At 65.7% G+C, this 12,955-nt stretch carries 10 protein-coding genes; all 10 read right to left on the reverse strand.

Annotated features, from left to right (window positions below; genetic code table 11):
* Positions 1-124: 124 nt before the first annotated feature.
* The 10 genes from K254_RS0111185 to K254_RS0111230 all read right to left on the reverse strand — a co-directional run bounded on the left by K254_RS0111185 (position 125) and on the right by K254_RS0111230 (position 12,921).
* Positions 125-1,534 (reverse strand): mannitol dehydrogenase family protein, encoded by a 1,410-nt coding sequence (locus tag K254_RS0111185; protein WP_026555437.1) that lies wholly within the window; start codon positions 1,532-1,534, stop codon positions 125-127.
* Entirely contained in the window at positions 1,531-2,952 is a 1,422-nt protein-coding gene (uxaC, locus tag K254_RS0111190) for a glucuronate isomerase (protein ID WP_026555438.1), read from the reverse strand. Before uxaC ends, K254_RS0111185 begins: the two co-directional genes overlap by 4 nt.
* A gap of 133 nt (positions 2,953-3,085) precedes the next feature.
* Complete coding sequence (locus K254_RS0111195; RefSeq protein ID WP_231391817.1) at positions 3,086-4,129, reverse strand: LacI family DNA-binding transcriptional regulator; 1,044 nt, start codon at positions 4,127-4,129, stop codon at positions 3,086-3,088.
* Positions 4,130-4,181: 52 nt separating this feature from the next.
* A complete protein-coding gene (locus K254_RS0111200; protein WP_026555440.1) occupies positions 4,182-5,348 on the reverse strand; it encodes a Gfo/Idh/MocA family protein in 1,167 nt (388 codons plus the stop codon).
* Between the two features lie 65 nt (positions 5,349-5,413).
* The gene (locus K254_RS0111205) at positions 5,414-6,274 is read right to left on the reverse strand and encodes a sugar phosphate isomerase/epimerase family protein (protein WP_231391818.1); all 861 of its coding nucleotides are present in this window, start codon (positions 6,272-6,274) and stop codon (positions 5,414-5,416) included.
* 74 nt (positions 6,275-6,348) lie between these two features.
* Complete coding sequence (locus K254_RS0111210) at positions 6,349-7,248, reverse strand: ATP-binding cassette domain-containing protein (protein WP_026555442.1); 900 nt, start codon at positions 7,246-7,248, stop codon at positions 6,349-6,351.
* 2 nt (positions 7,249-7,250) lie between these two features.
* The gene (locus tag K254_RS0111215; protein WP_051389067.1) at positions 7,251-9,062 is read right to left on the reverse strand and encodes a dipeptide/oligopeptide/nickel ABC transporter permease/ATP-binding protein; all 1,812 of its coding nucleotides are present in this window, start codon (positions 9,060-9,062) and stop codon (positions 7,251-7,253) included.
* Positions 9,059-10,000 (reverse strand): ABC transporter permease, encoded by a 942-nt coding sequence (locus K254_RS0111220; RefSeq protein ID WP_026555444.1) that lies wholly within the window; start codon positions 9,998-10,000, stop codon positions 9,059-9,061. Before K254_RS0111220 ends, K254_RS0111215 begins: the two co-directional genes overlap by 4 nt.
* 74 nt (positions 10,001-10,074) lie before the next feature.
* A complete protein-coding gene (locus tag K254_RS0111225) occupies positions 10,075-11,604 on the reverse strand; it encodes an ABC transporter substrate-binding protein (RefSeq protein ID WP_026555445.1) in 1,530 nt (509 codons plus the stop codon).
* Between the two features lie 309 nt (positions 11,605-11,913).
* Positions 11,914-12,921: a Gfo/Idh/MocA family protein gene (locus K254_RS0111230; RefSeq protein WP_026555446.1), complete on the reverse strand. Its 1,008-nt coding sequence runs from the start codon at positions 12,919-12,921 to the stop codon at positions 11,914-11,916.
* Positions 12,922-12,955 lie beyond the last annotated feature (34 nt).

A 12,955-nucleotide genomic window follows, 5' to 3' on the forward strand; every position in this document is an offset into this window, starting at 1 on the left:
ACCGCTTGCCACAAATTTCTCCCGACTTCCTTCCACCCCGCCCCGCCAGTCCCCGGATGCGCCAAAGGCACCCATCGCGGCCGCCGGGCGGAACAGCCGCAATGGGTGCCTCGTGGCGGATCGGTTAGGCGCGGCTGGGGACCGCGGCAGCGAGGAGGTCCAACTGTGCCGCCACCTGTGCGGCAACATCCCCGTCCTGGGCCCATGCGGGTTCCAGCAGGGTGAGCAAGGCCGCCAGGTCCTCGCCAAGGCCCAGCTCCAGCGCCGTGGACAACTGCGCAGCTGCCGGGTCCTTGATCTCGGCATGCTCGGTGTGCGCCGTGCGCAGGAACGCCACCCAGGCGGCAATCATCCTGGCAGCGGCGTCGCCGCTGCGGCCCTGGGCGCGCTCCGCCTTGAGGACTGGTACGGCGCGCATTCGCAGCTTGGCGGAGCCGTCCATGGCGATCTGGGCCAGGTGGTGGGAAATGCGGGCATTGGCAAAGCGCTCCAGCAGCGCCGCCCGGTAGGCGGGGATGTTCAATCCCTTGGCCGGCAGGTTGGCTTCCGCCTCATCCCAGAACTCTTCCACCCAGCCGGCGCACACCGGATCGGCCAGCGCCTGGGCCACGGTGGTGTGGCCGCGCAGCTGGCCGGCGTAGGCCATCAGCGAGTGAGCACCGTTGAGCAGCCAGAGCTTGCGGTTTTCGAAGGGTTCAATCTCCTCCACCAGAACAGCGCCGGCGGCCTCCCAAGCCGGCCGGCCCGCGGGGAAGGCACCGCTGAGGATCCAGTCGCGGAACGGTTCCGTCACCACGGGGGACGCGTCGGCAAATCCTGTGGCGCCGGCCACCAGATCCACCTCGGCCTCGGTGGTCCGCGGCGTGATGCGGTCAATCGAACTGGAGACGAAGCTGACGTTGGCGTCGATCCAGGCCCCCAGCGCCGCATCAACAATGGAGGCCAACCCGAGCACTGCCGCCCGGGCGGCCTCTCCGTTGCTGGCCAGATTGTCGCAGGATACGACGGCGATCGGGCCGGCACCGGAGCGGCTCCGCGCCTCCAGGCCCTGGACCAGACGACCAATGGGTGTGGTGGCCGGGGCATTGCCGCCAGCCACCACACCACGGAGCAGCTCGATGTCCGAGGCCACATCGGGGTGTGCCGCATCAAGGGTTCCGTCAGCGGCGAGGCGGTAGGCCGCCTCCGTGATGGTCAGGGTGACGATGGCGGTTGACCCGGCGACCAGCAGTTCACACAGCCGGGCGACATCCGCGCCGTCGTTGGCCTCCACGATGCTCTGGATGACCTCGAACGAATCGCCGTCCCCGGAGCGTTCGATCAGGGTGTACAGCCCGTCCTGGGCTGCCAGCGCGATCGCCGCGTCGGGGCGGCGGCCGGTGAAGGAGGCAATGCCCCACTCCCCCGCCGGATCCGCCTGCTGGGTGAACCAGGCCTGGTGGGCCCGGTGGAAGGCACCCAACCCCAGGTGGACGATCCGCACGGGTGCGGCCGGACGGGCGGGGAAGGTGCTGCGGTTCAGCGGAGCGGTCATAGCTTGAAGGCCCTTCGGGGTGCGGCGTCGACGATGTCGACGATGATGGAGCGGGCACGGTCTTCGGAGATCCGGTGCTCGGCCACCAGGCGGGCCAGGAAACTGGCCTCCACCCGGCGGGAGGTGTTGTGCCGGGCGGGGATGGAGCAGAAGGCCCGCGTGTCGTCGATGAAACCCGAGGAACGGGAGAAGCCGGCGGTTTCGGTGACAGCTCCACGGAAACGCATCATGGCATCGGGTGCGTCCAGGAACCACCACGGGGCACCGATGTAGACAGCCGGGTAGAAGCCGGCCAACGGCGCGATTTCACGGGAGAACACAGTCTCGTCGATGGTGAACGGGATGAAGTGGAAGCCCGGTTCCGTGCCAAAGTCCGCCAAGAGCGGCCGCAGGGCCTCGGTGTAGGTCACGGCAAAGGGAATGTCGTGGCCGGTGTCTGCGCCAAAGCGGTCGAACGTGCTGCTGTGGTGGTTGCGGAAGACGCCCGGGTGCAGCGTCATGACCAGGCCGTCGGCCACGGACATCCGCGCCATTTCGTACATCATGTGGGCTTCGAAGACGTCGGCATCGGCGGCCGTCGCCTCGCTGCGGCGGGCCTTCTCAAAGAGCGCCTCCGCCGCACCGGCGTCGATCTTCAGGGTCAGGGCGGTGCGGGAGCCGTGGTCTGCCGAGACGGCGCCGTGCTGCACAAAGTACTGGCGGCGGTTCTCCAGGGCACGGATGTAGCCGGCGTAGCCAACCACGCCCTCCCCCGCTTCGCCAATGAGACGCTCCACGCGCTCGGCCCAGCCGGCAGCGTGGAACTTGATGTAGGCGTCGGGGCGGAAGGTAGGCAGCACCCGGCCGGCAAAGGTCGGATCGGCAGCCAGGGCCGCGTGGGCGCTGAGATCATCCAGCGGATCATCCGTGGTGGCCATGACCTCCAAATTGAAGTCCTTGAACAGCTGCCGCGGCCGGAAGCTGGGCTCCTGCAGGCGAGCATTGAGCTTGTCGTAGAGGGCATCGGCCGTTTCCTGGCTCTGGTCGCGGTCCAGCGGCCCCAGATCAAGCTTGAAGACGTTGGCAAACTCATCACGGATCCAGTAGCCGGAAGCGGTGCCATCGAACAAGGGCCAGGCCTTGGCGAATTCACGCCAGGTTTCGCGCGGCTCCACCCCAGTCGTGCCGCCAACGCGCAGGCGCTCCAGCGGGGCGCCATTGGCGTGGATGAGGCGGGTGACGTAGTGGTCCGGACTCACCAGCAGCGTTGCCGGGTCCGGGAAGGGGGTGTCGTTGAAGATCATGGCCGCATCGACGTGGCCATGCGGGGAAATGATCGGCAGGTCCTCCACCTGGGCGAGCAGGTCCCGGGCAATCGCCCTGGTGCCGGGGTCGGCAGGCAACAGGCGGTCCGGGTCCGAACCCAGGGAAGACGTCATGCCAACAGCAGCTGATTCGAGGGGCGCGGCATCCGCGAGTGATTGTGACATAGATCAATCGTCAAGCAGTGCAAGCCGTTTGTCAACCGGTTGCCAAAAGTTGCCGAGTGAGTTTTTGGCCAGCTGGGAAGGGTTAGGAAACGCGCCCCGTGGAGCCCCTCAGGACCAGTTCGGTGGGCAGCGGCTCCGCGGCGCCGTCAGAGCCTGCACCCTTCAGATCCGCCAGGATGCGGGCCAGCGCCTCCGCACCGGCCTCGCGCAGCGGCGAACGGATGGTGGACAGTGGCGGCGTGGTGAAATCGGAGCCAAAGATGTTGTCGAAGCCCAGGATGCTGATCTTGTCCGGCACCACGACGCCGGCCAGCTGAAGCTCCTGCATCAGCCCGATGGCCATCAGATCGTTGTAGCAGAAGACGGCTGTGGCTCCGCTGGCCCGCACTGCCGCGGCGGTTCGGCGGCCGCCTTCAACCGTGGGGGCACCGGCGGCGACCTGCACGGCGTCGAGCCCGGACCAGGCGCAGCGCGCCTTCAGGCTCTCCCAACGGCGTGCCGACATCCACGACTTCTCGGGGCCGGCCACATAGGCCAGCGAGGTGTGGCCCATCAGCGCGAGGTGGCGCACGGCCTCCCCCACGCCGGCGTCGATGTCGGCCACGATCGAGTGGACGCCGTCGACCTGGCGGTTGATGACGGCCACTGGCTTCTCCTTGGCCAGGGCGAGGATTTCGGGGTCGGCGAGCCGCGGGCTGGCCAGGATGATGCCATCAACTGTGGCAAGCATCCGCTGCGCGGTAGTGAGCTCCTGGGCGGCGGATTCGGCGGACTCGGCCAGCATCAAGGTGTAGTCCTCGCCGGCGGCGGCGGCCTCGGCCCCGCGGATCACGTCGAAGTATGCCGGGTTGGTGATGTCGGAGACGATCAGGCCCACCGTGTGGGTGCGCCCGGTGGGCAGGGCGCGGGCAAAGACGTTCACCCGGTAGTTCAGTGTTGCCGCGGCGTCTTCAATCAGCTTCTGCGTCTTGGCGCTCACGCGGCCGGGCTTGCTCAGCGCCCGCGACACGGTGGAGGGGTTCACGCCCGCCATCTCGGCAATGTCGTAGATGGTCGGCGCCGACTTGCCGGCCCGGGGTGCTGCTGCCACGGTGTCCGGACTGTTGCTGTCCTCAAGATTGGTCACAGCTGCCATCGTACCCGTGAAGGGCACGATGGCAGCTGATTTCTGGCAACCGCTAGCCGCGCTCGGGGAACTTGCCCTCTTCGCGGATCCGCTTGTTCAGCAGTTCCAGGAACTCGTTCTCGTCGAAGTCCAGGCCCACTTCCTCGCCCTTCCAGCTGGAGAGGTGGATCGCGTTGGCCAGACGGACGCCGTTGATGCCGTCGGAGCCGGGGGCCAGCAGCGGCGTGCCATCCAGAACGTTGGCCGCGAAGTTCTCCAGCACGCCGGCATGCTGGGCACCCCACGGCGAGTCAAACTCGATGACCTCGGTGGTCCGGTAGTCGTCCATGTTCAGCTGGCCGGTGAACAGTTTCATGACGTCGCCCATGTCCATGGAGCTGCTGATCTCTCGCTCCGTCTTCTTCAGGCGGGTCACCGTGGCGGTCTTGGAACCCTCGACGACGATCTTGCCGGCGTCGCCGAGAATCTCGAAGCGGTCCGTGCCGACCATGTCGTGCGTCGCGGTGACAAACGTTCCGGTGGCGCCGTTGCCGTAGTCGACGACGGCCGTGACCTCGTCTTCGACGACGATGTCGCGGCGGAAACCGTAGGAGACCTTCGAGAAGACGGACTTCGGCACGCCGCAGATCCACTGCCACAGGTCCAGCTGGTGCGGCGCCTGGTTGACCAGGACACCGCCACCCTCGCCACCCCAGGTGGCGCGCCAGGCGCTGGAATCGTAGTAGCCCTGCGGACGCCACCAGGTGGTGATGACCCAGTTGGTGCGCAGGATGTTGCCGATCTCGCCGTTGTCGACAATCTCCTTCAGGCGCTTGTACAGCGGGTTGTTGCGCTGGTTGAACATGATCCCGAAGGAGAGCTCGGGCTTGGAGGCGGCGAAATCGTTGAGCTCCTTGACCTGCTTGGTGTAGACGCCGGCCGGCTTCTCCACCAGAGCGTGGATGTCGCGCTGCAGGGCCGCAATGCCCATTTCCGGGTGCAGGTAGTGCGGCACGCAGGTGACGATGGCGTCAACGTCGCCGCTTTCCAGCAGGGCCACGTAGTCCTCATAGACCGGGACGCCGGGATAAGCCGCAGCGGCCACGTCGCGCTTGGCCGGGTCGGTGTCGGCGATGGCGCCGATGACCATGTTGGGGACCTGTCCGTCCGTGATGAACTTGGCGTACATGCCGCCCTGCTGGCCCAGGCCGATAATGCCGAGGCGTACTTTGTTGCTCATGGGGAGATGCTCCATTCATAGTGCAATGCCGCCAGCCGTTGATGCGGCCGGCGGCGGTGAAAAATCTAGAAGAGGTCCTTGAAGCCAAGGCCCACGAGGTTGTCGTAAGAGGTCTGCAGCGCATCCCAGACGGTCCGCCCGTACAGCTCGTCCTGCTCCACCAGCATGTACTGCGCTCCAGCTGCCTGTGCGGCAGGGACGATCGAGGCGAAGTCGAGGTTGCCCTCGCCCACCTCGGCAAACTGCACCACGTTCTTGAAGTCCCCCATGAAGCCGGCGATGTCGCCCGCTTCCAACTTTCCGAACGCCTCCGGAGCGAGGGCGCCGATGCGGTAGTCCTTCAGGTGGACCATGGCAGTGCGGTCGGCATACTTTTCGATGGTCCGCACCGGGTCAAGCCCGCCACGCTGCACCCAGTGCACGTCCAGTTCAAGGCCCATGGCCGGGGAGTTCTCGACGATGATGTCCAGCATGTACTTGCCATCGAACTTCGCGAACTCGATGTGGTGGTTGTGGTAGTACAAACCGATGCCGTGCTCGGCGAGCTTTTCGGCGTAGCCGTTGGCTTCCTTGGCGAAATCGACGACGGCGCCGATCGAGGACATCGCACCGAATGGCAGCATGCCGATGCGCACCAGCTTGGCGTCCAGACGCTTGGCATCGTCAACGATCTTGTCGAAGTCATCGCGCAGGGATTCCCCGGGCCGGCCCACCGGCTTCTCCACCATGACGGAGAGCGAAGCAATGTCCATGCCGAGCTCCGCACGGGCCTGCTCCAGTTCGGCGACGTTGGCACCGTTCATCTCGATCTGCGAGATTTCGACGGCGTTGTAGCCGATTGCATTGACCTTGCGGAGGGTTTCAAAGGCGCCAACCTCCGCGAAGCTCTCCCGCAGCATCATTGCCTGCACACCGATTTTTGCCATGTTCATTTCCTCCTGTTGTTGCTGTCCGGACCTTGCGTTCCGGTAGTTTCGTGCGTGCCTGTCGATCGACTCGGTCAGACGGCCACACCGGCCTGTTCAGTGGTTTGGCGCTGCAGTTCCAGCAGCCGGTGCCTGTCGGCGCGGCGCTGCTCCTGCCGGTCCGGGTCCGGCACTGGCGAGGCCAGCAGCAGACGCTGGGTGTAGGGGTGTTCCGGGGCGACTGTCACCTGGTCGGCCGGCCCCTGCTCCACGATCTCGCCGTGGTACATGACGGCGACGCGGTGGCTGATGTGGCGCACCACGTCCAGGTCGTGGGAGACGAAGAGGTAGGAGACCCCTGTGTCACGCTGGATCTGCAGGAACAGGTCCAACACCACCGCCTGGGTGGTGAGATCCAGCGCACTGACGGGCTCATCACAGACAATCAGCTTCGGCGACAGCGCCAGAGCCCGGGCAATGGCCACGCGCTGGCGCTGGCCGCCGCTGAATTCGCGGGGCAGGCGGTTGATGGCGTCGGAGGGCAGGCCCACCTGGTCCAGCAGTTCCTTCACCCGGGCGCGGGCCTGCGCCGGCGACTGCCCCTGGACGCCCAGCGGCTCAGCGAGGATGGAGCCGATTTCCATCGAGGGGTTCAGCGAGGTGTACGGGTCCTGGAAGACCACCTGCAGATCACGACTGAGCTCCCGGCGCTGCTTGCGCGTGGCATGGCTGATGTCGTTGCCCTCGAAGGTGACGGTGCCAGCCGTGACGGGGGCGAGCCCCAGCACTGCCCGGCCGAGGGTGGTCTTGCCCGATCCGGACTCCCCCACTAGACCCAGGGTTTCGCCCGGCTTGATGGAGATGTTGATGTCCGTCAGGGCCCGGAACGGCTTGGCCCGGAAATGCTTCGTGGGGTATTCAACCACCAGCGAATCAACCGTCAGCAGGTTCTCCCCTGCCGACTGCGCGTGGCGCGGTGCTGTTGCCTGTGCCATTCTCATGCCTCCATTCCAGCCGGGACCAGCATGGTCATGGGTTCCTTGCCCTCAAGCATGGAGCCCAGGAGTTTCTGTGTATACGGATCGGACGGGTTGCGCAGGATCTCGCGCACCGGCCCCTCTTCGACCAGTCGGCCGTTCTGCATGACCACCACGCGGTCGCACAGGTCCGAGACCACGCCGAAGTTGTGGGTCACCAGGAGCACTCCCACGCCGAGGCGCTTCTGCAGGTCGCGGATCAGGTCCAGAACATCGGCCTGGACGGTGACGTCCAAGGCGGTGGTGGGCTCATCGGCAATGATCAGGTCCGGCTCGCAGCTGATGGCGCCGGCGATCAGGACGCGCTGGGCCATGCCGCCGGAGACCTCGTGCGGGTAGGCCTTGAAGGTCCGCTCCGGGCTGACGATGCCGACGTCGGCCAGCAGCTTCATGGCCCGTGAGGTGGCCTCGGCCTTGGAGATGCCCAGGACGCGCATCATCGGCGTCACCAGCTGGTAGCCGATGGTGAAGGCCGGGTCCAGGTTGGACATCGGTTCCTGCGGAATGTAGGAGATCCGCTTACCGCGCAGGGAGGACACCCGGCCCTGGCTGACGACATCGTCGCCCGGGGCCACGGTGTAGTTGCCGTCGAACTGGATGCAGCCGGCCACGATGCGGGCGTTGTCAGGGAGCAGGCCGAGGATGGAGAAGGCGGTCTGCGACTTGCCAGAGCCGGACTCGCCCACGATGCCCAGGACTTCGCCCCGGTCAAGGTGGAAGGAGACATCGTCGACGACTTTCTTGACGGAACCGTCGGCCTGCGGGTAGCCCACGCCGAGGTGGGAGACCTTCACCAGGTGGTGCTCGGTGCCGGCGTCCACGGTGGCAACCTTGCGGCGGTCGGCACGGCTGGCGGGCGCGGCACCCCCAGCGGCAGGCGCCGGAGCGGCCTTGCGGGCCTTGATCTTGACGCCGTCTTCCAGGGCGTCGCGGACGGCGTTGCCCAGCAGCACCAGGCCGCCGATGCTCAGGCCAATGGCCAAGGCCGGCCAGAGCAGCAGGGTCGGATTGAGGTAGACGTTTTTGAAGCCCTCGCTGAGCATCACGCCCCAGGTGGCCACTGTGGGATCGCCCAGGCCCAGGAATTCCAGGCCGGACTGGATGGCGATGGCAATGCCGCACACCATGGCCGTCTGGATGATGATGGGTGCACGGACCACGGAAAAGATGTGCCGGGCGATGATGCTTCCATCGCTGAGGCCGGCCACCCGGGCCGCGTCCACGTAGAGCTCGTTGCGGACCGCCTGGACGGAGGTGCGGGTCAGCCGGAAGTACCCGGGGCTGAGCAGGACGCCGAAGGCAACCATGGAGATCCACACCGACGGACCGAAGGCGGCCCGGACGGTGAGCAGCACGATGATGCCGGGCAGGCTCATGAGGATGTTGACCACCCAGTTGGCCACCGCGTCGAACTTTCCGCCGTAGTAGCCGGCGATCAGGCCTGTCGGCAGGCCGATGACAATGGCAACGGTGGCACAGAGCAGGGCCGAGAGCAGCGTGGTGCGGGCTCCGAAGACCAGCCGGCTCCAGACGTCGCGGCCCACACTGTCGGTGCCCAGGAGGTTGGAGGCATCGGGGGATGCCAGCGTCTTGCCAATGTTGGCAAAATTCGGGTCGAAGGGGGCCAGCACGTTGGCCAGCACCGCCATCAAGATCATCAACGACAGGATGGCGATGGCCGTAATGCCCAGGGGATTCTTCAGGATCCGGGTGATGACGCGGGAACGGACCACCGTTCCGGTCTGGCCACTTGCGGCTGCAGGCTGGCTCATGAAACACGCACCTTCGGGTTGAGCCAACCGTTGATGAGATCCACCAGCAGGTTGACAATAATGACGATGACAACGGTGTACAACACCACACCCATGACCAGGGGGATGTCTCCCATGGTGGTGGACTGGACGGCCAAGGCGCCCATGCCCGGCAGGGCAAAGATTTGTTCGAGGATGACCACACCACCGAGCATGCCGATGAACTGCAGGCTCAGGACGGTCAGCCCGGCCGGCGCGGCGCTGCGCAGGACGTGCTTGAAGAGGATTTCGCGTTCGCTGATGCCGCGGCTGCGCAGCGTGCGGACGTAGTCCTTCTCCAGCTGCTTGATCACGGCGCTGCGGATCTGCTGCGCACCGCCCGTCACTCCGTTGATCAGCAGGGCGATCACGGGCAGGGCCAGCGAGGCGATCCATACGTCGGCACCGGCACCGGGGACGATGGAGCTGGTGGCGGGGAATAGCTTCAACTGGATGGCGAAGAGCGTCACCAGGACGATGGCAATGACGAATCCGGGGATGGCGTCGCCCACGACGGCGGCGGTCTGGACCACGCGGTCGATCCAGCCGCGCTTGACCGCGGCGGCCATTCCCAGCAGGGTGGCGCAGATGGCGATCAGCACAATGGCGACCACGACCAGCGTCAGCGTCACCGGCAGCCGGTTCTCCAGTGCGTGGACCACGGGCTCGGCGGTGAACCACGAGGTGCCGAAGTCGCCGGTGATGGCGTGTCCTGCCCAGGCGAAGAACCGGGTCATGAGGGGCTGGTCCAGCCCGAGGGCAACCTCCTTGGCCGCCACCTGGTCCTGGCTGGCGAATTCACCGAGGATGTTGCGCGCGATGTTGGCGCTGGAGAAGTAGAGGAGGACATAGGTGATGAAGGAGATGGCGCAGAGGACCACGATGCCCGCGGCAACTCGGCGAAGAATAAAGGTAAGCATTGTGCGCTCCGTTTGGGATGGCTGCGGGTGTGGTGCCGGCGGCGAGGGGCTGGCCCTCCCCGCCGGCGGCCATGCTATTTGGCGGGTGCGTAGTTGTAGATGGACGGGACCGCCTGCTGGAGCTGCGGGGTGACAGTGATCGCCTTGGACGTGTAGTACATCTGGTTGAGGCGGTACAGCGGGGCGAACCAGGCGTTGTCCGTCACGTAGGTGTTGACGTCCTTGGCCAGCTCAGCGCTGTTGGTGCCACCATTGTGGACGGCATCAATCATTGCCTGCAGTTCCGGCGTGGTGGCCTTGAACGGGTTGTACAGGGCGGTGGTGGAGATCATCTGGTTGATGGCAACCCACGGCTCGCCCTGGTAGAGCTGGAACGGAGCTACGGCAAACTTGCCCGCAGCAAAGTCGGAGACCACGTTGGCATTCGGCACGGGTACGGATTCAACCTTGATGCCGACGTCGCCCAGCTGCTGGGTGATGACCGCAACAATCGCCTCGTAGCCGGTGAAGGAGGGCAGCTTGAGCGTGAATCCGTTGGCGTAGCCTGCCTCGGCCAGCAGCGACTTGGCCTTCGCCGGATCGTAGTTGTACTTGTTTTCGAGCCCCTCGACGTAGGCGCCCGATTCAGGGCCGAAGACCTGGTCGGTCACGGTGCCCTGGCCCAGATACTGCTGTTCCAGGATGGTCTTGCGGTCGAAAGCGAAGTTGATGGCCTGGCGGACCTTGACGTTGGCCAGCTCCGGGTTGATCTTGCCGTCCCGGTCAAAAAGCAGCAGCCCCTGCCAGTCCACCTGGCTGGAATTGAGCTTCATACCCGCCGCTTCGGCCTGCTTGCCGGTCTTGGGGTCCAGGAGGGCGCCGTCGATCTGGCCGGACACCAGGGCGTTGGTGCGGGCAGTGAGGTCCGGAAGGATCTTGATGGTGACCTTGGCAAACTTCTGGAGGTCAGCGTTCCAGTAGCCCTCGCGCTTGGTGAAGACGTACTGCGAGCCAACCACCGAGCTGGCCTTGTCCATCACGTAGGGACCGGTGCCGTCCGGCGCCGCTGCCATTTCCGGGGTTCCCAGGGCCTTGGGGCTGCCCATCAGGCCGGCGGCCTGGGTCAGGTAGTACTCGAAGGCGGGATCCGGTGTGGCCAGGGTGATCTTGATGGTGCTGTCGTCCACCACGTCAACCGAGCCCAAGGACGCAACCTGGTAGGCGTCGGATCCCTTGGCCTTCTTGAAGTAGTCCAGGTTGGCCTTGGCCGCGGCGGCGTCGAACTTGGCTCCATCACTGAAGGTGACACCCGTGCGCAGGCTCACCGTCAGGACGGTGTTGTCCGCGTTGTATTCCCACTTGGTGGCCAGCATCGGGGCGAGCTTGCCGTCCGGGAGGCGCTGGATCAGGGAGTCGTAGGCCGTCTGGAAAATCGGCATCGTGTGGCCGATGTGTGCCACCGAGGTGTCGAAGGATTTGAGATCCTGCAGACTTGCCAAGGTGAGGCTGGTGGTGCCGGCAGCGGCCGGGCCGGCCGGCGTGCCGCCGCCTCCGCCACAGGCGGAGAGGGCAATTGTCATTGCCGCAATCGCCGCGACGGACGCGGCCTTTGGACCAAACTTCATTGTTGGCTCCTTGCAAGTGATGCCCTTGAATCCAAGGACTGAGGGAAGGGGACCTTCTGGTAGCCCGTGTGGCCTACGCCACATTCCGGGTCTGTGTGCTCAAGATTACTGGCGTTGCCACCATTTGGCAACCGATTGTCAAACTTATTTCGAAATGCCCCCAAGGGCGGCCCTCCAGCGGCCCCGAACACCCAAAATTTCGACACTCTTGCCATCCCTGGCAACACTGCAATGGCTCCCGAAAACGAGCGAAGGGCTCCGGCGCATGCGCCGGAGCCCTTCGCCAGAAGCCGTGCTGCTGTGCGCCCGCTAGGACACGTCAAACCCCGCGCCAGGGTAGCTCTGCCGGTACAGCTCCTTGATGATCCGCAGCGACTTTGCCGCCTCCGCGGGGTCGATCCAGAAGGGCCCTGGCTGGCCCAGCTGGCCGTAGAAGTCCTCGATCAGCAGGGCGTGTGACGCCCCCCAATACCCGCGGCCACCGGTTGCAGCGGACCGCTCGGGCGTCACCTCCACCCGGCCGTCGTCGTACGTCACAGTCAGCGCGCCGCGCAGGCTCAGCTGAGCCTTCTCCGTGTCAATGTCCAGGGTGATCGGTGCATTGACGGTGTTGGACAGCGTCGCGTAGAAGATGCTTCTGGCGCCATTGCTGTGGTGGAGCACCAGATCGGTGGTGTCCTCCACCTCGATGGCATCCCCCAGGGTCCGGGTGGAAGCCTCGCCCGACACCTCGTCGACACCGCCCACGAGCCACTGGAGCAGATCGAGGGTGTGGATGGCCTGGTTCATCATCATCCCGCCGCCGCCACCGGCCCAGGTTCCACGCCAGGGGCGGTCGCGGTAGTACTCTGCGGTCCTGCTCCACAGAACGGTGGCTGCCCCGCCGCGCACCTGCCCCAAATCGCCGGAGGAGAGCAGCCGGTGCATCTCCTGCACGGGGGCGTTGTAGCGGTTCTGGAAACAGATGCCAATGCGGGCAGTGCTGGCCGCAGCCGCCGCGACCAGGCGCTCCCCCGCGGCCAGGGTGTGCGCCAACGGCTTTTCCAGGATCACATTCACCCCGGCAGCCAGCGCATCGACGGCCAGGTCGACATGGGTATTGTGCGGCGTGCAGATGTGGACCACCTCCGCGCCCGCCTCCGCAAGCAAAGCGCGGTGGTCCGCATATCCCGGCACGCCATGGGCGGCCGCAGCTTTCGCCAACCGCTCCGGGTCCGGGTCGCAGACGGCCACCAGCTCCGCATCGGGATGTGCCGAGATGGCGTCGAAGTGCACGCTCGATACATCACCACAACCAATTACTGCCACCTTTGGCATAACTGCTCCTTATTGGCTACACACTGCAAAATGG

Source organism: Arthrobacter sp. 35W, assembly GCF_000482545.1.
Classification (GTDB): Bacteria; Actinomycetota; Actinomycetes; order Actinomycetales; family Micrococcaceae; genus Specibacter.